Raw genomic sequence first — 18,546 nt, forward strand, 5'->3', positions numbered from 1 at the left:
CGGGGGAAGGCCGTTGCCGCAGCGCGCAAAGGCGAGAAATCTGTTTTGGGCGGTCGCGGCGGGCGGCGGCGTGGCGATCGCGCTGCTCGGCGCGACGCTGCTGCGCATGTCGGACGACTTCGACCGGGTCGCGCTGGAGCGGGAACAGGTCGTCGTCGACAACGGCCTGGCGTCGCGCGTCGACGAGATCGGCCGTTCTGTCGTGCCCCAGGTCGTCTGGGACGACGCGGTCGTCAATCTGGACAACCGGTTCGACAGGGCCTGGGCCCGCGACAACATCGGCACCTATCTGCAGGTCACGAACGGGTTCCAGCTGTCGTGGGTCCTCGATGCCGAAAACCGGCCAGTCTACGGGATGGTCGAGGGCGCAGACGCGCCGCCATCCGCCTACGGTGTCCTCGATAAGTCCGTATCCGGCATTCTCGCCACGGTGCGACAGCGGGAGGCCATCCGCGCGGCCGCAGCCACCGACGAGGCCACGACACCTCAGTCGGCGATCGTCGCCAACACGACCGATCTGGTCGGGTCCGACCTCTATGTCCTCTCCGCGACCCTGGTGCAGCCTGACTTCGGCAAGGCCCGGATCCAGGGCCGCCGCGCGCCGGTCGTCGTCACCGGATACAGGGTGGATCAGACCTTCATCGACGGCTTCGGCCAGCGCTACATGCTCGGCGACGCCCATCTCCACATGGTCGACGCCCGCTCGGAGCCGGATCAGGCCCACGTCGGCATCGCCAACCCGGCCGGCGCGGTCGTGGCGACCCTGGACTGGACGCCCCAGCGCCCGGGCGGCTCGCTTCTGCGCAAGTTCATGCCGATGACCCTGGCGCTCCTGGCCGGTCTGCTGGCCCTCGCGCTTCTGGCCTACCGCAAGGCCCATGCCGCGACCCGGGCTGTGGTGGCCAGCGAGCAGCGCGCCGTGCACATCGCCTATCACGACAAGCTGACCGGAATGGGCAACCGTCGCGCCCTGGAGGAACGACTGGACCGCCTTTTCGAGCCCGGGTCGGCCGGCGGTCCGCGCTATGCGCTGCACTGCATCGACCTGGATAACTTCAAGGAAGTCAACGATATCAGCGGTCACGCGGTCGGCGACGAGCTGCTGCGGATTGCGGCCCGGCGACTGCGCCGGATCGCCGGCAGTTCGGAGATGTGCTTCCGCCTCGATGGCGACGAGTTCGCGGTCCTTCAGCCGATCACGACCGGCGACGAGGCGGTGCCCTTCGCCGAGCAGATGCTCCAGACGCTGGCGAAGCGCTATGCGCTCTCGGTCGGCCGCTTCACCCTGACGGGCAGTATCGGCACGAGCCTTCAGGACGCGGCGGATCACGAAGCCGGCGATCTGTTGCGCCGGGCCGATCTCGCCCTGGTCTCGGCCAAGCGCGAGGGCCGGGCGCGCTTCGCCATCTACGACCCGGCGATGGACGAGACGCTGCGCCGGCGTCGTGGTCTTCAGGTCGCGTTGCGCCGGGATCTGCAGGCCGGCGCCCTTCACATGGTCTACCAGCCCCAGGTAGACCGGGACTGCACCATGACCGGGGTCGAAGCCCTGGTCCGCTGGGACTCCGACGAGTTCGGACCCGTCTCGCCCGCCGTGTTCGTGCCCCTGGCCGAAGAGTGCGGAATGATCGAGGCTCTGGGGGCCTTCACGCTCCGGCGGGCGTTCGAGGACAGCCTGCGCTGGCCCGACCTGAAGACCGCGGTCAATATCTCGGCCCTCCAGTTGCGCGATCCGGGCTTCCCCGACCGCATCCTGGCGATCGCGGCCGAGACCGGCGTCAGCCCGTCCGGCATCGAGCTCGAACTGACCGAAGGCGTTCTGATCGACCGGGGCAAGGGGGCCTCGACCCGTCTGGCGGCCCTGAAGGACGCCGGCTTCTCGATCGCGATCGACGATTTCGGGACTGGCTATTCGAGCCTCTCGTACCTCAGCCGCTTCCCGATCGGGAAGATCAAGATCGACCGGTCCTTCGTCGTGGACATGGGCCGCTCCCAATGCGCCGACGTGCTGGTCTCCAGCATCCTGCAGCTGGGCCGTTCGCTGAACATGCGGGTCATCGCCGAAGGCGTCGAGACGCCCGACCAGTGGCTGCGGCTGGCCGCGGTCGGCTGCAACGAGTTCCAGGGCTACCTTGCCAGCCGTCCCGTGTCGGCCGACGTCATCGACCGCATCTATGCCGGCGAGCGGGTCGAGGTCGTGGGCCAGGACGCCCGCTTCGCGCCCGAGCACCGGATGGCCGCGGCCTGATCCGGCGCCGGGCGACCTCCGGCCCGGTCAGCAGGGTCTAGCCGTCGTCCTGCGCGCTGCCGGTGTCCCCATCGGAGGCGAACCGCGCGTTCTCCGGCACGGTGTCGGCCTCGCAGTGTTTCCACTGGTCTTCCTCGACGCTGCCATCGATGGCCAGGCGGGCGGTGCGTTTCAGGGTGCCCGCGTCGATCACCTCGTAGGTGATCGAATAGGCCCCGGCGTCGCCGCCCAGCTCGGTCTGGCAGCGCTGGTCCTCGCGCCAGCGGTTCGGCCCGGTCTGCAGCCACTGGCCGGGCTCGCAGCCCCCGAAGTCGATGGTGAAGGAGGTCGGCGTGGCGAAGGCCAGATCCCCGTCGCCCGGCCAGACCTGGGCGCAGTCCGTGTCGCCCCGGGCATAATAGCCCAGCGCCAGCGGGATCGGCTCCGGCTCGGTCTCGCCTTCGGCCAGGATCACGCCCTCGGTCGGGGCCTCATCCGTGGTCGGCCCGGCGTCGTCCGGCGTGTCGGTCTCGCCCAGCAGGTCTTCGAGGGTCCGCGACGGCGGCGGTGCGGGTCGGGCCTGCGGGGGCTTGGCCTGCGGAGGCGTGGCCAGCGGCGGCTGGGCATTGGGCCGCGGCGTCATCACCGACTGCGCCGGGCCGGTGTTCAGCGACCGGGTCGTGGCATTGCCCTGGTCCTGGGCCGAAGCTCCGGCGGCGATCAGAAGGGCTCCGCCGGCCAGGGTCAAAACGTGTGCGAGAGCGTGCGATCGTGCGTTCATGATCGCCGTTGGACCACGCGGACGCGACAGAACAATGGCACGAAATCTGACGGTCAGCCGCGCTCTTTCGTCTTGGTGAAGGCGACCTTGGGGAAGCGCTCGGTCACATATCCGGTCTCCCAGCTCGATTTGGCCAGGAAGACAGGGGCCTGGTCGATGTCACGGGCCATCTGGCCGCGGTACTTGCCCATGAAATCCTCGACGTCCGCCTTGTCGCCGTCGATCCAGCGGGCCTCGGCATAGGGGCTGTGCTCGAAGATGACCTCCAGCCCGTATTCCTCGCCCAGCCGGTCGGCCATGACCTCGAACTGCAGCTGACCGACGGCCCCGACGATGAAGTCCGCGCCGATCTCGGGGCGGAACAGCTGGGTCACGCCTTCCTCGGCGAGGCCGTCCAGCGCCTTCTTCAGGTGTTTGGCCTTGAGCGGATCCTTGACCCGGACGCGCTGCAGGATCTCGGGCGCGAAGTTGGGCAGGCCGGCGAAGCGGATCATGCCGCTTTCGGAAAGGCTGTCGCCCACGCGTAGAACCCCGTGGTTGGGGATGCCGATCACGTCGCCGGCGAAGGCGTCCTCGGCCAGTTCGCGATCGCTGGCGAAGAACATGATGGGGGCGTTGACCGACAGCGACTTGCCGGTGTTCTGCACCTTCAGCTTCATGCCGCGCTGGAACTTGCCCGAAGCCATGCGGAACATGGCGATCCGGTCGCGGTGGTTGGGGTCCATATTGGCCTGGACCTTGAAGACGAAGCCGGTGACCTCGTCCGAGCCCGGCTGGATCGACAGTTCGACCGGGGCCGGGGCGTTGCGGGTCTCGGGCGGGGCTTCCTTGCGGGCCGGCATGACCTTCGGCGGGGGCGCCCATTCGCCGATGGCGGCCAGAAGCTCGTCGATGCCGAAGTGGCGCAGGGCCGAGCCCCACAGCACCGGCGTCATATGGCCCTCGAGGAAGGACTGGCGGTCGAACGCGGGATAGCCGCCGGTGACCAGTTCGGCCGCCTCCATCAGCTCTTCCTGCTCGCCGGGCTCGAAATACTGCGCCGCCTCCGACAGGGGCAGGGCGGGGGGATGGCCCGCGTCCTCGACCGCGCCGGGGACCTTGCGGGCATAGGGCTGGAACCGGCCGGTGCCCATCTCGACCATGCCGCGCAGCCGGTTGCCGCTCTGGGCCGGCCACCAGACGGGGGCGGGGTCCAGCTGCAGTTTGGAGGCGATCTCGTCCAGCAGTTCCAGCGGGTCCAGGGCCTCGCGGTCCAGCTTGTTGATGAAGGTGATGATGGGGATGTCGCGCAGGCGACAGACCTCGAACAGCTTCAGGGTCTGGGGCTCGATGCCCTTGGCGGCGTCCAGCACCATGATGGCGCAGTCGGCGGCGGTCAGGGTGCGATAGGTGTCTTCCGAGAAGTCCTCGTGCCCCGGGGTGTCCAGCAGGTTGAACATCCGGGCGATGCCGTCCGCCGGCGTGTGCTCGAAGGTCATGACCGAGGCGGAGACGGAGATGCCGCGCTCTTTCTCGATCTTCATCCAGTCGGACTGGGTGCGCCGGTTCTCGCCGCGCGCCCGAACCGCCCCGGCCGCGCGGATGGCCCCGCCGGACAGCAGGATATGCTCGGTCAGGGTGGTCTTGCCCGCATCCGGGTGCGCGATGATGGCGAAGGTCCGCCGGCGGGCGGCCTCCTCGTTCAGGGTCAGTTTGGACATGCGGCGGCGGAGGTAGCGCGGGCGGGGCGCAAAGTCACGTGGACGCCGGAGGCACGCGCTCTCGAAGAAGTGTCGATAAACGCCGCAGAAACCCCTCGCCAACCGGGACTATCGGAGTCATCCTCCTTTCGCGAGACGTCATGGACGCGAGCCTGACGCCGCAGGGAAGAAGGAGACGACCATGGCCTTGCTGGATTCAGCACACCGCGTTTCGGCCGCCCGGCAGGAGCGGACGGCAACGAAGAGCGGCATTCACCCGTCGATCTGCCTGGTTTCGGGCTTCGGGTTCATCGTCGCGATGGCGCTGCTGGTGCACGTCACCATGGCGGCGCTGCTCTAGTCAGACCCCAGAGCGACGGCCGCTCGCGTCGCGGCGTTACCGTCGGGAGCCGGGCGATCAGGCGGCCATGCGGCCCCAGACGGCGCGGTCCGCCGCGACGGCGTCCAGACGGCCCTTGCCGCTCTTGACCTTCAGCCGGCTCAGCACCGCCTCCGGCAGCACGCAGAAGCGCGGCTCCACCAGGGCGGGGTCGCAATCGAACTCCGGCGCGGCGAACAGGGCGGCGTTGACCTCGGGCGACCGGTCGTGGATCAGCCAGGCCAGGCGACGCGCCCGTTCCGGATCGTTCCGGTGCAGCAGCGGGTCCTCGGCGAACAGCTCGCAACCCAGCTCCATCAGGTAATCGAACCCCAGCTTCTCGAAACGGCGCGCATCCGCCGACGTGACCGGAGAGGCCTCGTCCAGGTCGAACACCACGTCGTTCAGGAGAAAGAGCATAGGGAAGGCACCCGGTGGCGCCGACGGTTCTGTCGACATCCGGACCATGCACCCGGTTGGTTTTCGGTTCGGTGTCCGAACGTCCTTAAGGATTTGCGACCGGGGCTCAGGCCTCGTCGGCGACCTTCTCGGTGATGAAATGCCGACCCTGGCGGTCCTCGATCTCGACGACCCAGATGTCGGGGTCGTAGCCGGCCTGGCGCTGGATGTAGGCGTCGATGTCGCTCTCCGTACCCGTCACGGGCTGGATCCACAGGCGATCGCCGTCCTGGCCGAACGCCTCCGCATAGGCGCGCGCCGAGCGTTCCGAGGTGTTGTAGGCCTTCACGATCACGGTGCCCGCGCGCGCGTCGCCCCGGCGGACCACGGTCGCGCTGGCCCCCTCGATCTGGGCGCGGCGGATCAGGGCACCGACCCACAGGTCTGAGTTCAGAAGCAAATCGGTAACCCTGCTCGGAAACGGGACCGGAACGTCAGGGCGCTACGGTCGGTCGCATGAGGATAGGCCGTTTCCCCCGTATCGCCAGCGCCGTCATGATCGGTGCCGTGATGGCCCTGTCGCCCGTCCTGGCCTCGGCCGAGGGCGGCGGGACCTACTACGACCGGACCTTCGTCCTCGCCGCCGACCAGAAATGCGGCCTGTTCCGGGGCCCGGTGGCCGGGGCCCTGAACGCCGCCACCCTGCAGTCGCGGGGGGCCGCCTTGCGGGGCGGCGTGGCCGAGGCGACGCTGAACGCCACCGCCGCCCGGGCCCGGTACCGCGCCGCGCGGGTCGACTGCGCCAACCCCGAACTGACAACGGTCCGGGACCGGGTCGCCCATGCCTTCGCCGGCTGGCAGCGCATCCCGCGTATGGATTTCATCGGCGACCGCGCCACCTGGACCGCCGACCGCGTCCGGCGCGAGGACGCCGCGTGGCGTCTGGTCCAGCCCTCGGTGGTCGGGGCCTCGCCCGTCCGGTTCGGTCTCAGCGCCATGCCGAACGCCGACAGCGCCCTGTCGGCCGTGGTGTCCTTCGTCGGTCGACCCCGTCCCTATGCGGCGCGGATCGTCATGCGCGATCCGGCGCTGGCCCCGCGTCCCTGGCTGACCGCCGCGGGATCGGCCGTCCTGCCGCCCGAAAGCGCGAGGAAGGAAATCTGGTCCGCCGGCACCGCGCCCGCCGCTCCGACCCTTCTGGCCGCCGACCGTCGCCAGGGCGAGATCTGGCGCTTCCCCCAGACCGGGTCCGATGCGCTCGCCGCGCTCGACCCGCGCGAGCCCTTCCTGGTCCAGTTCCTGTTCCGCGACGGCAGCGTCGCGACCACGACCTTCGAGGCCGGGGACTTCGCCGCGGCGCGGGCGTTCGTGGGGCTGGGAACGGTCTGACGACCTTCTGCGGCACAAGGGCCCTGCGTCAGGTCCTGCGCCGTCGCCGCGGCGCGATCGCGGGCAGCGCCTGCTCGGCGATCATCTCCAGCAGCAGGAGCCGGAAGGCCTCGATCGGCAGCATTTCATTGGCCACGAGGACATCCAGCCGCGCCTGACCTGACGGCGTGAACAGCGGCGAGATCATGTGCCAGTCGGGAAAGCTCCGCGTCTCGACCGGAATGCGGTCTATCACCACCAGGTCGGCGTGCCGGGGGTCGATCATCAACCGCAGCAGAAGCACGTCGATCGACCCTGCGGAGCCTTCCAGCAGCTGGACGAACCGGGTTTGGGTGAAGGCCAGGGCGCCGGTGATGTTGTTCGCGGGATTGTGCCGGGCGGATTCCTCCAGAATGTCCGACACATCCATGATCGAGCGCAGCGGCACCGCCGAGGTGCTGACGTAGACCAGCTGCTCCAGGTTTGCGGCGCTCACGGGCGTACGCGCGCCGGGCGCTGCGACGCGGTCCGCTGATCGGTCATTCGGGGAGGCATCCGGGACCGACGCAGGGGCGATGAAACCAAAACCTTGCGGGCCTTGGCGAAACCGTAGCACGAACAAAGGTCGTCGAGGCGGAAATAGTCATTTCCGGAACGATCGCTCGCCGGATGCCGGAACGCGTCGGCCGGGTCCGACGATCAGACGGTCGGCGACGGTCCTGCGCCCCCGGCGTTCAGCTGGATGATCTCTGCCCCGCCGTCGACGGCTGCGGCCTGCGAGACCGCGACCACGGGCAAACGAACCGTGACCGCCGTGCCTTCCCCGAGCGTCGACTCGATGCTCATCCGGCCGCCGTGCAGCTCGGCCAGGGCGCGGACCAGCGAAAGGCCCAGACCCGTGCCCTTGGCCCGCTGGTCGGCCTCGCCCGCCTGTTCGAACGGACGGCCCAGGCGCTTCAGGTCGCGCGCGGCGATGCCGACGCCGGTGTCGGCTACGACCATTTCCAGATACGGCCCGATCGTCTCCAGCGTCAGGGTCACCGACCCGCCCGAGGGCGTGAACTTGATGGCGTTGGACAGCAGGTTCAGCGTGATCTGCTTCAAGGCCCGGCGGTCGGCCTCGACGGCCAGCGGATCGTCCGGCAGCAGGCTGGCCAGGGTTACGCCCCCGTCCGTCGCCGTGCCCCGCACCAGGGCGACAGCGGCCGACACGACCTCGCGCGCGTCGAACGGTTCGCGGCTGAGCTCATAGCGTTCGGCCTCGATCTTGGACACGTCCAGCACGTCGCCGATCAGGTCCAGCAGATGGGATCCTGCTTCGTGGATGTTGTCGGCGTACTCGGCGTATTTGGGCGACAGGGGCCCGAACAGGCGCTGGCGCATGACGTCCGAGAACCCCAGCACCGCGTTCAGCGGCGTGCGCAGTTCATGGCTCATATTGGCGAGGAAGCGGGTCTTGCCCGCGTTCTGGGCCTCGGCCTCGGCGCGGGCGGCCTCCAGACCGATCTCCGTAGCGAACTGGCGGGTGCCGTCGAAGGCCTGGGCAATCAGGCGTGGATGGCCGGCGGCGTCGTCGGCCCGGCGCACGATCAGGGTGACGCGGCGGTCGAGCGCCTGCCGGGGGGCGAAACTGATCTGGGCCGGCTGTCCCTTCAGGGCCGCGTCGAACGCGTCCAGGATCGGTCGGCGGTCCGGCGCATGCACGGCCGCGATCAGTCCCTGCTCGAACAGGGCATCGACAAGAAGCGCGGGCGGCGCGGACCCGTAGGCCCCGTAAACCCGGCCCGAGGCGTCCAGCACCAGGGTCAGTCCGGGCTGGCTCGACAGCAGGGCCTCGACTCGCCGGGTCGTTTCCTCGGCGATCGCCAGTCGCGTCTCCCGGATGCGCCAGGCCAGACGCACCGCCAGCACGGCCGCGACCGCCGCCAGCACGGCCGAGACAGTGGCCATGCCGATAACGGTGCGAGGGGCTCCGATCAGCCAGGCCGACAACTGCCCGCTGCCCGCCGCGATGGCCGCGCCCAGGGCACCACCCTGCGCCAGTCTGACCCCGTGCCGGGGGCCGCCCAGGGCCAGTCCGGCCACGAAGGGCATGGTGACGAAGCCGGTCAGCGGCCCGCCCAGCCCGCCTGACAGCACGGCCGCGGCGAGGGCGCAGACGGTCCAGACGACGAGCACCAGGGCCCGCTCGCCGGTGCCGTCCCGGCGGATCAGCGCCAGTCCCGCCAGGCCGGGCACCAGCATGGCCAGGCTTCCGAACGCCGCGGGTCCGCTCAGCGCCCCGAGCCAGATGCCGCCCAGGGTCGAGACCATCACCGCGGCCGTCCACGCGCCGTGCCAGGCCGCCAGAGCCGGCACGCCTTCGGCGACGGCCGGGCGAGACGCCGTGTCCTTGACCGGCCCGTTCGCGTCGGGCGACGATGAGGAGGCGGGAGAGGTCAAGCGTGGGTCCGAAGCCTTCGGGCGAAAGGCGGGAGCAGGGGAGGCGCACCGGCCCGGATACTAGCCCCCCGCTTGAGTCGTCCAAAGCCCGCACCCGCGTAGGGCGAACGCTTGAGGGGACGATGATGCGCGCTTCTGGGGACGATCCGCCCCGTTGTCCTTAACCCATGCCGGGGTTATCTGCGCGCCATGACCGAATCCGGCACGATCGACGACACCCTGGCTGAGCTGATCGAGGACTTCGACGTCCTGGAGGACTGGGAACAACGCATCGCCTACGTCATCGACCTGGGCAAGGACCTGGCCCCGCTGCCGGAGGCCGACCGCCTCGAGGCGAACAAGGTGCCGGGCTGCGCGGCGCAGGTCTGGCTGGCCAGCGGGCAGGACGGAGACCGGCTGACGTTCCGCGCCGACAGCGACAGCGCGATCTCGAAGGGGAATGTGGCGCTGTTGCTGAAACTCTATTCCGGTCGTCCTGCCGACCAGATCCTGGCCTTCGACGCCAAGGCCGCGCTGGATCGTCTCGGGCTGCCCCAGGCCCTGACCCGCCAGAGGGCCAACGGGCTGAACGCCATGGTCGGGCGCATCCGTCAGGAGGCCCTGGCGGCTGAATAAAGAAATCCTCCCCCGTTCTTCACGGGGGAGGGGGACCGCGAAGCGGTGGAGGGGGCGAAATCAATCACCGTGTCCGGGGTCGCCCCCTCCACCCCGACGCAAGCGCATCGCGGTCCCCCTCCCCCGCTGAAGCGGGGGAGGATTGTTACTTCTTGGCGGCGCGCGGCGCGCGGGCGGGTTTGCGACCGCCCTGGCCCAGACCCATCTGCTTGGCCAGGTCCGAACGGGCCTTGGCATAGTTGGGGGCGACCATCGGATAGTCTTTCGGAAGACCCCATTTGGCGCGGTATTCTTCGGGGCTCATGTCGTACTTGGTGCGCAGGTGACGCTTGAGCGACTTGAACTTGCGGCCGTCTTCCAGGCAGATCAGGAAGTCGGGGCTGATCGACTTGCGGATCGGCACGGCCGGTTCCTTGACCTCGGGCTCGACCTCGACGACGCCGGTCGAAACCTGGCTCAGGGCGGCGTGGATATTGGAGATCAGCGACGGCAGGTCGTTGGCCGAGACGCTGTTGTTGCCGACATAGGCCGAGACGATGTCTGCCGTCATCTCCAGAAGCTCGGACCGTTCGTCCATTCTTGTCGTATCCATCGTTTTTCCCTGCCTCGACTTGTCGCGCTTTGGCGATTGTGATTCCGGGGAATAGTGATGTTCCGTACCGAAAGCAATGCATCGGCCCGTCATCTTGATGAGACAAGCTGTCCGGGATCGCTCTTGACTATAGTCGCGGCCGGCGTCGTCAGAGATCAGCGGCCGAAGTTCTCGGCCAGCGCCATCATCGCCGCGCGTTCCGGGGCCGAATAGTCGTCGAGGTCCTGATCGTCGCCGTCCCGGATCGCCTTGAGCAGGGCGGGCGACAGGGCGGACGACAGCGACCAGTTCCAGTAGCGCAGAACGGTCTGGGCCCGGTCGACGGCCAGCATCTCATAGGTGATCTGGACCCGCTCCCAGTCCGGATGCACCGTGCCGTCGGCCCGGGTCTCGGGCCGGCGCACCGAACGCCACAGGTTCTGCAGGTCGACGCGCGACAGGCCCGTGGCCTTGCACAGGATGGCCAGGGGTTCGCCGCCGACGTCGCCCAGGATCTTGGCCCCGGTCAGGGGCTTGATGCCCGCCAGATAGGCGATCTCGGCCGCCACCTCGCGCCCCAGGCCGGACTTGGCGGCCTCGGCGATGGCGTGTTCCAGACTGGTGTAGGGGCTTTTCTCGATGGCCGCGCGGTTCCGCTGGCGACGCTCGATGAACTGCAGCGCCTTCCTGGACACCGGGTCCTGCCAGCCTTCCTCGGCGGCCATGGCGAAGACGTCCTCGACCACCTCCTGCATGACTTCGCGCGACACGGCGAAGCGCTGCAGGATGGTCTTGCGGTCCTCGGCCCCGCACCACCAGAACATCACATAGGCCCCCGACGGACGCAGTTCGGACCGGCGCAACAGGTGGCCGCACAGTTCGGGGGCGTTCCGGCTGAGGCTGACGATCTCCTCGACGCCGTTCTGGGACAGACGGGACGTGGTGTTGCGCAGCACGGCCTCGATCACCGGGGCCTCGTCGAAGGCGATCAGGGTCTCGGTCACGACCTCCGACAGGCCGCGGCGGCTGGCCATCAGGAAGCGGTGGTCGATGCCGGTGTCGCGGGCGCAGGCGACGAGGTCCGCATCGCTGAGGGAGGCGCAGCCCTCGATCAGCAAGCCGGCGATGGCCGGTTCGTCGCGCAGCAGCATGCGCGCCAGGCTGTTGGGCAGTTCGGCCAGCGGGGCCAGTCGCTGGGCCACGCGCTGACGCTCGCGCGGGGCCGCCAGCCGCAGCATCTCGACCAGCAGATCACCGACCACCGACCGTTCGAAGGCGTTCACCCGGCTGCCCGGCAGGGACACGACGTCGGCCAGTCGTTTCAGCAGCGCATGACGCGCGCGGAACACCGGCGGCGGGGCGTCAGGCGACGGAACGGGTGCCGGATCGGACATGCAGGGCCAGACTAGCCGTCAGCGGGTTAACCGGCGGTGACGCAACCGCAAGATTTCGCGACCCGCTTGACGGGAATGTTTGCGGATCCGACCCTAAGGGCCGACCTGGATTCCGTGGGCACGCAGGAGTCGGGCGACTAAACCCTAGGTGCGGCATGTCCCTGATTATCCTTCTCGGTTTTCTTGGTGTGACCGGTCCGCAAACTCCGCCCGCCCCGCTGATCCATTATCTGCCGGCGCAATCGGGCGAGACCCAGTCGCGCTTTGTCTGCGGAGAGCAGGAGGTTCTCTTCAGGGTTCGCGTCGATGATGATCGAGTGTCGATCCTGTCCTATTCGGGGGCGGCGGGTCAGGCTTCGGCAGAACAACTGGCACGGTGGAACACCTGGCTGGCACCCATGCGCAGGATGGTGGCCCAGCGCTTCGTTTGCCGGGGTAACAGCGAGAATCTGGAAATTCAGGGCACGAGAACCCAGATCGATGGCCCCGTAAGCGTGTCGGCCTTCTGGCATGAAGGGCAGCTGGCCCGGTACCCTGACCCCTACGAAATGCAGGTTGGGCGGGAATGAGGACTTCTCGGCCGCGACGGTCGACTTTGGAGGTGCGACCGAGAGGCATAGATGGGACGCGTTCTTGATCCCGTCAGTCGAATGTCGAGCGCTGACGCCGCTGCTGAAGCGTTTGGAAACCCTTCCGACTGGGCCGATGAGCTCTGGGCCCCCGACCGTTCGACCGTCAGCCCGCTTTGTCCCTTACAGCCCCTCGAACAGCGCCGTGGAAAGGTAGCGTTCGGCGAAGCTGGGGATGATGACGACGATGGTCTTGCCGGCGTTCTCGTCCAGGGCGGCCAGGCGGAAGGCGGCGGTCAGGGCGGCACCGGAACTGATGCCGACCGGGATGCCCTCGACGCGGGCGACCTTCCTGGCCATCTCGAAACTGTCCTCGTTCGAGACCTGTTCGACGCCGTCGATGACCGAGCGGTCGACGATGGCGGGGATGAAGCCCGCGCCGATGCCCTGGATCTTGTGCGGACCGGGTTCGCCGCCCGACAGCACGGGCGAGGCTGTCGGCTCGACCGCGATCATGCGGACCGACGGCTTCTTGGCCTTCAGGCCCTGACCGACGCCCGTGATGGTGCCGCCGGTGCCGACGCCGGAGACGACGATGTCGACGGTGCCAGCCGTGTCGTTCCAGATCTCCTCGGCTGTGGTGACGCGGTGGATCGAAGGGTTGGCGGCGTTCTCGAACTGCGACGGGCTGACGGCCCCGGGCGTGCGGGCCAGCAGGTCGGCGGCCATGGCGATGGCTCCCTTCATGCCCTTCTCGGCGGGGGTCAGGACCAGTTCGGCCCCCAGCAGGGCCAGCATCTTGCGCCGCTCGATCGACATCGACTCCGGCATGACCAGGATCAGGCGATAGCCCTTGGCGGCCGCCACGAAGGCCAGGCCGATGCCGGTGTTGCCCGAGGTGGGCTCGATGATCACGCTGTCGGCGGTCAGGCGGCCCGCCGCCTCCAGCGCCTCGATCATCGACACGCCGATGCGGTCCTTGACCGACGAGGTCGGGTTGAAGAACTCCAGCTTGGCCAGGACGCGGGCCTTGGGCTGATACTCGGCCGACAGGCGCGGCAGGCCGACGATCGGCGTGTCGCCGATGGTGTCGACGATGCTGTCATAGACCTTGCCCCGGCCGTGGGTGGCGTGACGGACGGTGTCGTAGGCGGGTGGCAGGTCGGACATCGGGGCGGCTCCGGTTGGTCGCATAGAAGCAGAGGGCACTGCGTGCACATCGTGCCGATTTCGCGGATCGCCGGGATGCGGCGAGGCGGATGCGGGCGTGCACGAAAGACATAGGTCCGGCACCCGGACGCACAAGGCATTATTGCTGGGCCGCGCCCCAAGATTTCGTCGTCGATCTTCGCGGGGAAACGGCTAAGGTTTTGCGTGAAACCCTTCAAGCGTCACCGCGTTGGGTCAAATCGGACCGCGACAGATCGGGCCGGGGGGAGCGGACCACTGACTGAACAGCCTTCCCTGTCCGGATCGACGGCGGCGTTTCCTGGTGGGTCCGGCGAGATGGCCGGGCGGATCCGCGCCTTCGACTGGGCCGCGACCCCTCTGGGTCCGATCTCCGCCTGGCCGCAGAGTCTCAGGACCGCCACCGGCCTGCTGGTCGCCTCGCCCATCCCCATGGTCATGCTGTGGGGGGCGGACGGCGTCATGATCTACAACGACGCCTATTCCGTCTTCGCGGGCGGACGGCATCCGGATCTGCTGGGTTCGAAGGTCCGCGAAGGCTGGCCCGAGGTCGCCGACTTCAACGACAACGTCATGAAGGTGGGACTCGCCGGCGGCACCCTGGCCTATCGCGACCAAGCCCTGACCCTGCATCGGCACGGGTGGCCCGAACAGGTCTGGATGGACCTGGACTACTGGCCCGTCCCCGACGAAAGCGGCGCGCCCGCCGGCGTCATCTGCACCGTGACCGAAACCACCGAGCGCAACCATCTGCAGGCCCGGCAGGCGGCTCTGCTGGAACTGAACGACGCGTTTCGCGACCTGACCGACGCCGGCGAGATCGCCTATGCGGGGGCCAGTATCCTCGCCCGGGCCCTGGGCACCACCCGCGCGGGCTATGGCCTGGTCGACGCGGCGGCGGGGACGGTCGATATCCAGAGGGACTACAGGCCGGCCGATGCGGTCAGCCTGACCGGGGTGGTGGCTCTGGCCGATTACGGCACCTTCTTTCCGCAACTGCTGAAGGGGGAGGCCGTCGTGATCGACGACGTGGCGACCGATCCCCGCACGGCCGGTTCGCTCGAGGCGATGCGCCACCTGGGCGTCGGCTCCACCGTCAATATCCCCCTGATCGAGCAGGGCGAGCTGGTCGCCATCATGTACGTGGGCGACGTCCGGCCCCGGCACTGGACCCCGGCCGAACTGGCCCTGATGCGGGAAATCAAGGCCCGGGTCCGTACGGCGACGGAACGGGCGCGAACCGCTGCGGAACTCGCCGACAGCGAGGGCCGGTATCGCACCCTGTTCGACGCCATGGACGAGGGCTTCTGTATCATCCAGTTCGTCGACGGCCCGGACGGACCTCTGAGCGACTATGTCCACATCACCGCCAATCGCGCCGCGGCCAAACACGCGGGTCTGGCCGGCGTGGAGGGCCGCAGCGTGCGCGACCTTCTGGGGGATGAGGCCGCAGACTGGGTCGCCCTGTATGAAGAGGTTCTGCGCACCGGCCGACCCATCCGGGTCGAGCACGAGCTCAAGGCGTCCGGTCGCTGGCTGGAGGTCGCCGCCTTCCGTATCGAACCGCCGGAACGGCTTCAGGTCGCGGTCCTGTTCAAGGACCTGACCGCCAGGAAGGCCGCCGAGACGGCCCTGCGCCAGAGCGAGGCCCAGTTCCGCGCCTTCACCCAGGCCGTGCCCAACCATGTCTGGGCCAGCCGTCCCGACGGCGAGATCTACTGGTACAACGACCAGGTCTACGCCTACACCGGCCACGCGATCGGAGACCTGGACGGCACCGATGCCTGGGCCGGCGTCCTGCATCCGGATGACGCGCCCGGCGCAGCCGAGGCGTGGTGGGTTGCCCTGACCACGGGCCAGCCCTATCGGGCGGAGTTCCGGATACGCCGTGCGGACGGCGCGTGGCGCTGGTTCACGGTCAGCGCCACGCCGGTCCGGGACGCGGACGGCCAGATCACCGGCTGGGTCGGCGCCAACAGCGACATCGACGACATCCGTGGCCTGAACGCCCAGCTCGAGATCCTGCTGGCGGGCAGCAAGGCCGAGCGCGACCGGCTGTGGACCCTGTCGGCCGATGCCTTGGCGCGGGCGGACTATGCCGGGGGGCTGGTGGCCGTGAACCCGGCCTGGACCAGCATCCTGGGATGGAGCGAGCAGGAACTGCTGACCAATCCCTATGCCAACCTCATCAATCCCGATGACGCGGACGCGACCCTGACCGCCCTGACCCGGATGGGAGAGAGCGGGCAGGCGATCCGGTTCGAGAACCGCATCCTGTCGAAATCCGGCGTCTGGACCCCGATGGGATGGACGGTCACGCCCGAAGACGACGGCGTCCACTTCATCGCCGTGGGCCGGGACATGACCGAGGACAAGGCCCGCGAGGCCGCCCTCGCCCAGGCCCAGGAGGCGCTTCGCCAGTCGCAGAAGATGGAAGCGGTGGGCCAGCTGACGGGCGGTATCGCCCACGACTTCAACAACCTGCTGGCCGGGATCTCCGGGGCGCTGGAACTGCTGTCCAAGCGGCTGTCCGAGGGCCGTCTGAACGGCATGGAGCGCTATATCGACGCCGCGCAGGGCTCGGCCCAGCGGGCGGCGTCGCTGACCCAGCGACTGCTGGCCTTCTCGCGTCGCCAGACCCTCGATCCCAAGCCGACGGACGTGAACCGTCTGATCAACGGCATGGAGGACCTGATCCGGCGCAGCGTCGGTCCCGACGTGGAGGTCGAGGTCGTCGGCGCGGGCGGGCTGTGGGCCACGCGGGTCGATCCCTCGCAGCTGGAAAACGCCCTGCTGAACCTGTGCATCAACGGGCGCGACGCCATGGCTCCGGACGGCGGCCGACTGACCATCGAGACCTCCAACAAGTGGCTGGACGAACGGGCGGCGCGTGAACGCGAGCTGGCCCCCGGCCAGTATGTGTCCCTGTGCGTCACCGACACCGGATCGGGCATGACCCCCGAGGTCCAGGCCCAGGCCTTCGACCCCTTCTTCACCACCAAGCCGCTGGGGCAGGGGACGGGGCTCGGCCTGTCGATGATCCACGGCTTCGTGCGCCAGTCGGGCGGGCAGGTCCGCATCTATTCCGAACTGGGCAAGGGCACGACGCTGTGCCTGTACCTGCCCCGCTATCAGGGCAGCGTGGAGGCCGGAGAGGATGTCGCCGCCACCGCCGTCGTCGAGGGCGGCCATGGCGAAACCGTACTGGTCATCGACGACGAGGAGACGGTGCGGATGCTGGTCGCCGAGGTCCTGGGCGAGGCGGGCTACAACGTCATCGAGGCGCCCGACGGACCGTCCGGCCTGGACATTCTTCGCAGCGACCGCCGCATCGACCTGCTGGTCTCGGACGTCGGCCTGCCCGGCGGCATGAACGGGCGACAGGTGGCGGATGCCGCCCGCGTGACCCGGCCGGATCTGAAGGTGCTGTTCATCACCGGCTATGCCGAGAACGCCGCCGTCGGCAACGGCCTGCTGGCGCCGGGGATGGAGGTCCTGACCAAGCCCTTCGTCATGGGCGACCTGGCCGCCAAGGTCCACGACATGATCGAAGGGCCGGGCGGCGCTTAACTTTCCGGGTGCAGCCACCTAACTAGGCCTCCAACCCAGACCGAACGAGCCGTGTTGTCCCAGACGCCTGAATCCGAAATCGTCCTCACCCCCGACATCGCCGAGCTGGTCGCGGAGGTGCGTGCGGACGCCGAAGCGCCCACCCGCACGCAGATGGACGTCGTCGTGCCTCCGAAGGTCGAAACCCCGCCCGGGCACGCCGATACACCCGGCCGGCCGCTGGCCGAGGAACTGCGATACCGTCTGGGACAGCAGTCCCTGCTGGCCCGGTTCGGCGAGTTCGCCCTGCGCGAGCGGGACAGGCAGATGCTGCTGGACACCGCCTGTGCCCTCTGCGCCGAGGGACTGGAGACGCCCTTTTCCAAGGTGCTGGTGCACAGCGAGGCGCGCGATCGCCTGGTCCTGCTCGCCGGCGTGGGCTGGCGCGGGGACGTTGAGGGCAAGGCGTCCCTGAGCGTCGAGCTGGACTCGCCCGCCGGCTATGCCTTCCAGACCGGCAAGCCGCTGATCTCGAACCATCTGGAGAACGAACAGCAGTTCCACACGCCCAAACTGCTGGCCGATCACGGCATCCGCCGGGCCATCAACGTCCTGATCCGTCCCGAGATCGACGGCGAACCCTTCGGGGTGCTTGAGGTCGACAGTCCCGACGAGGGCCAGTTCGATGCCCGCGACGCCCTGTTCCTCGATGCCTTCGCCGCCGCCTTGGGCGCGGCCCTGGCCCGGCAGTCGACGGAGGCCCGTCTGCTGGCCGCCATCGAGCATCAGGCCCTCCTGACCCGGGAAGTCAGCCACCGGGTCAAGAACAGCCTGACGCTGATTTCCAGCCTGCTGAACATGCAGGCGCGGGGGTCGTCCTCGGACGAGGTCAAGGCGGCCCTGACGGATGCCGGGGCGCGCATTCTGGCGATCGGCAAGGTGCACGACCAGCTGTGGCGCGGGGCCGACGTCCAGTCGGTGATGCTGTCGGACTTCCTGTGCAGCCTGGTGGACGCCGTGGCCGACGGCAGTCCCAATCACACGGTGCGCTGCGAGGCCGACGACGTCGCGGTCCCGGCCGACATCGCCATCCCTCTGGGACTGGTGGTCAACGAGATGGTCACCAACGCGCTGAAGTACGCCTATGGCGACGAAGGCGGGCCCGTATCGGTGGAGGGCCGCGTCCGCGACGGCCGGATCGAGGTCACCATCAGCGACCAGGGCCGCGGCTTCGACCTCGACACGGCCCGAACCAGCCGCAGCCTCGGCCTGAGGGTCATCGACAGCCTGGTGCGCCAGATCGACGGCACGCTGGAGAACCGACCCGTCGGCCCCGGCACGCGCCTGGTGATCACAGCGCCCGGCGGGGGATGAACCGGGCCGGC

The 18,546-nt window shown here is 68.9% G+C and carries 16 protein-coding genes; 7 read left to right on the forward strand and 9 right to left on the reverse strand.

Features of this window, described 5'->3' with window-relative positions:
• The first annotated feature begins 70 nt into the window (after positions 1-70).
• Entirely contained in the window at positions 71-2,248 is a 2,178-nt protein-coding gene (locus BRESU_RS05920; protein WP_156796118.1) for a putative bifunctional diguanylate cyclase/phosphodiesterase, read from the forward strand.
• A gap of 37 nt (positions 2,249-2,285) precedes the next feature.
• Here BRESU_RS05920 and BRESU_RS05925 read toward each other — a convergent pair whose 3' ends face one another.
• On the reverse strand, positions 2,286-3,008 hold the full coding sequence (locus BRESU_RS05925) for a hypothetical protein (RefSeq protein ID WP_013268607.1): 723 nt from the start codon (positions 3,006-3,008) through the stop codon (positions 2,286-2,288).
• 53 nt (positions 3,009-3,061) lie between these two features.
• Complete coding sequence (locus tag BRESU_RS05930) at positions 3,062-4,708, reverse strand: peptide chain release factor 3 (protein WP_013268608.1); 1,647 nt, start codon at positions 4,706-4,708, stop codon at positions 3,062-3,064.
• A 181-nt stretch (positions 4,709-4,889) separates the two neighbouring features.
• Between BRESU_RS05930 and BRESU_RS17525 the strand changes: the two genes are divergently transcribed.
• A complete protein-coding gene (locus tag BRESU_RS17525; protein WP_013268609.1) occupies positions 4,890-5,048 on the forward strand; it encodes a hypothetical protein in 159 nt (52 codons plus the stop codon).
• A 57-nt stretch (positions 5,049-5,105) separates the two neighbouring features.
• On the opposite strand, the gene BRESU_RS05935 is transcribed toward BRESU_RS17525, so the two are convergent.
• Positions 5,106-5,486, reverse strand: a complete 381-nt coding sequence (locus BRESU_RS05935; protein ID WP_013268610.1) for a hypothetical protein — start codon at positions 5,484-5,486, stop codon at positions 5,106-5,108.
• A 106-nt stretch (positions 5,487-5,592) separates the two neighbouring features.
• Positions 5,593-5,925: a DUF1491 family protein gene (locus tag BRESU_RS05940; protein ID WP_013268611.1), complete on the reverse strand. Its 333-nt coding sequence runs from the start codon at positions 5,923-5,925 to the stop codon at positions 5,593-5,595.
• A gap of 56 nt (positions 5,926-5,981) precedes the next feature.
• Between BRESU_RS05940 and BRESU_RS05945 the strand changes: the two genes are divergently transcribed.
• Positions 5,982-6,854, forward strand: a complete 873-nt coding sequence (locus BRESU_RS05945; protein WP_050762476.1) for a hypothetical protein — start codon at positions 5,982-5,984, stop codon at positions 6,852-6,854.
• A gap of 28 nt (positions 6,855-6,882) precedes the next feature.
• Here the strand turns inward: BRESU_RS05945 and BRESU_RS05950 are convergent, their stop codons facing one another.
• Together BRESU_RS05950 and BRESU_RS05955 are read right to left on the reverse strand one after the other, a co-directional pair.
• The gene (locus BRESU_RS05950; RefSeq protein ID WP_013268613.1) at positions 6,883-7,329 is read right to left on the reverse strand and encodes a BLUF domain-containing protein; all 447 of its coding nucleotides are present in this window, start codon (positions 7,327-7,329) and stop codon (positions 6,883-6,885) included.
• A gap of 203 nt (positions 7,330-7,532) precedes the next feature.
• A complete protein-coding gene (locus tag BRESU_RS05955) occupies positions 7,533-9,275 on the reverse strand; it encodes a sensor histidine kinase (RefSeq protein ID WP_013268614.1) in 1,743 nt (580 codons plus the stop codon).
• 189 nt (positions 9,276-9,464) lie between these two features.
• Between BRESU_RS05955 and BRESU_RS05960 the strand changes: the two genes are divergently transcribed.
• Positions 9,465-9,890 (forward strand): SufE family protein, encoded by a 426-nt coding sequence (locus BRESU_RS05960; protein ID WP_013268615.1) that lies wholly within the window; start codon positions 9,465-9,467, stop codon positions 9,888-9,890.
• Positions 9,891-10,035: 145 nt separating this feature from the next.
• Here BRESU_RS05960 and BRESU_RS05965 read toward each other — a convergent pair whose 3' ends face one another.
• Positions 10,036-10,467, reverse strand: a complete 432-nt coding sequence (locus BRESU_RS05965) for a Ros/MucR family transcriptional regulator (RefSeq protein WP_041761350.1) — start codon at positions 10,465-10,467, stop codon at positions 10,036-10,038.
• A gap of 170 nt (positions 10,468-10,637) precedes the next feature.
• Positions 10,638-11,855 (reverse strand): DUF2336 domain-containing protein, encoded by a 1,218-nt coding sequence (locus BRESU_RS05970; RefSeq protein ID WP_013268617.1) that lies wholly within the window; start codon positions 11,853-11,855, stop codon positions 10,638-10,640.
• A 155-nt stretch (positions 11,856-12,010) separates the two neighbouring features.
• Between BRESU_RS05970 and BRESU_RS05975 the strand changes: the two genes are divergently transcribed.
• Positions 12,011-12,424, forward strand: a complete 414-nt coding sequence (locus BRESU_RS05975; protein ID WP_013268618.1) for a hypothetical protein — start codon at positions 12,011-12,013, stop codon at positions 12,422-12,424.
• A 183-nt stretch (positions 12,425-12,607) separates the two neighbouring features.
• On the opposite strand, the gene cysK is transcribed toward BRESU_RS05975, so the two are convergent.
• Positions 12,608-13,594: a cysteine synthase A gene (gene cysK / locus BRESU_RS05980; RefSeq protein WP_013268619.1), complete on the reverse strand. Its 987-nt coding sequence runs from the start codon at positions 13,592-13,594 to the stop codon at positions 12,608-12,610.
• 336 nt (positions 13,595-13,930) lie between these two features.
• Between cysK and BRESU_RS05985 the strand changes: the two genes are divergently transcribed.
• Together BRESU_RS05985 and BRESU_RS05990 are read left to right on the forward strand one after the other, a co-directional pair.
• The gene (locus BRESU_RS05985; protein WP_013268620.1) at positions 13,931-17,182 is read left to right on the forward strand and encodes a PAS domain S-box protein; all 3,252 of its coding nucleotides are present in this window, start codon (positions 13,931-13,933) and stop codon (positions 17,180-17,182) included.
• A 51-nt stretch (positions 17,183-17,233) separates the two neighbouring features.
• Entirely contained in the window at positions 17,234-18,535 is a 1,302-nt protein-coding gene (locus tag BRESU_RS05990) for a sensor histidine kinase (RefSeq protein ID WP_425358218.1), read from the forward strand.
• Positions 18,536-18,546: the final 11 nt, after the last annotated feature.

This window comes from Brevundimonas subvibrioides ATCC 15264, assembly GCF_000144605.1.
Taxonomy (GTDB): domain Bacteria; phylum Pseudomonadota; class Alphaproteobacteria; order Caulobacterales; family Caulobacteraceae; genus Brevundimonas; species Brevundimonas subvibrioides.

What these genes read in the sequence shown, in the direction of transcription:
- BRESU_RS05925 (WP_013268607.1), bottom strand. Translation starts at nt 3,008, where the DNA reads ATGAACGCACGATCGCACGCTCTCGCACACGTTTTGACCCTGGCCGGC.
- BRESU_RS05930 (WP_013268608.1), bottom strand. Translation starts at nt 4,708, where the DNA reads ATGTCCAAACTGACCCTGAACGAGGAGGCCGCCCGCCGGCGGACCTTC.
- BRESU_RS17525 (WP_013268609.1), top strand. Translation starts at nt 4,890, where the DNA reads ATGGCCTTGCTGGATTCAGCACACCGCGTTTCGGCCGCCCGGCAGGAG.
- BRESU_RS05935 (WP_013268610.1), bottom strand. Translation starts at nt 5,486, where the DNA reads ATGCTCTTTCTCCTGAACGACGTGGTGTTCGACCTGGACGAGGCCTCT.
- BRESU_RS05945 (WP_050762476.1), top strand. Translation starts at nt 5,982, where the DNA reads ATGAGGATAGGCCGTTTCCCCCGTATCGCCAGCGCCGTCATGATCGGT.
- BRESU_RS05960 (WP_013268615.1), top strand. Translation starts at nt 9,465, where the DNA reads ATGACCGAATCCGGCACGATCGACGACACCCTGGCTGAGCTGATCGAG.
- BRESU_RS05965 (WP_041761350.1), bottom strand. Translation starts at nt 10,467, where the DNA reads ATGGACGAACGGTCCGAGCTTCTGGAGATGACGGCAGACATCGTCTCG.
- BRESU_RS05970 (WP_013268617.1), bottom strand. Translation starts at nt 11,855, where the DNA reads ATGTCCGATCCGGCACCCGTTCCGTCGCCTGACGCCCCGCCGCCGGTG.
- BRESU_RS05975 (WP_013268618.1), top strand. Translation starts at nt 12,011, where the DNA reads ATGTCCCTGATTATCCTTCTCGGTTTTCTTGGTGTGACCGGTCCGCAA.
- cysK (WP_013268619.1), bottom strand. Translation starts at nt 13,594, where the DNA reads ATGTCCGACCTGCCACCCGCCTACGACACCGTCCGTCACGCCACCCAC.
- BRESU_RS05985 (WP_013268620.1), top strand. Translation starts at nt 13,931, where the DNA reads ATGGCCGGGCGGATCCGCGCCTTCGACTGGGCCGCGACCCCTCTGGGT.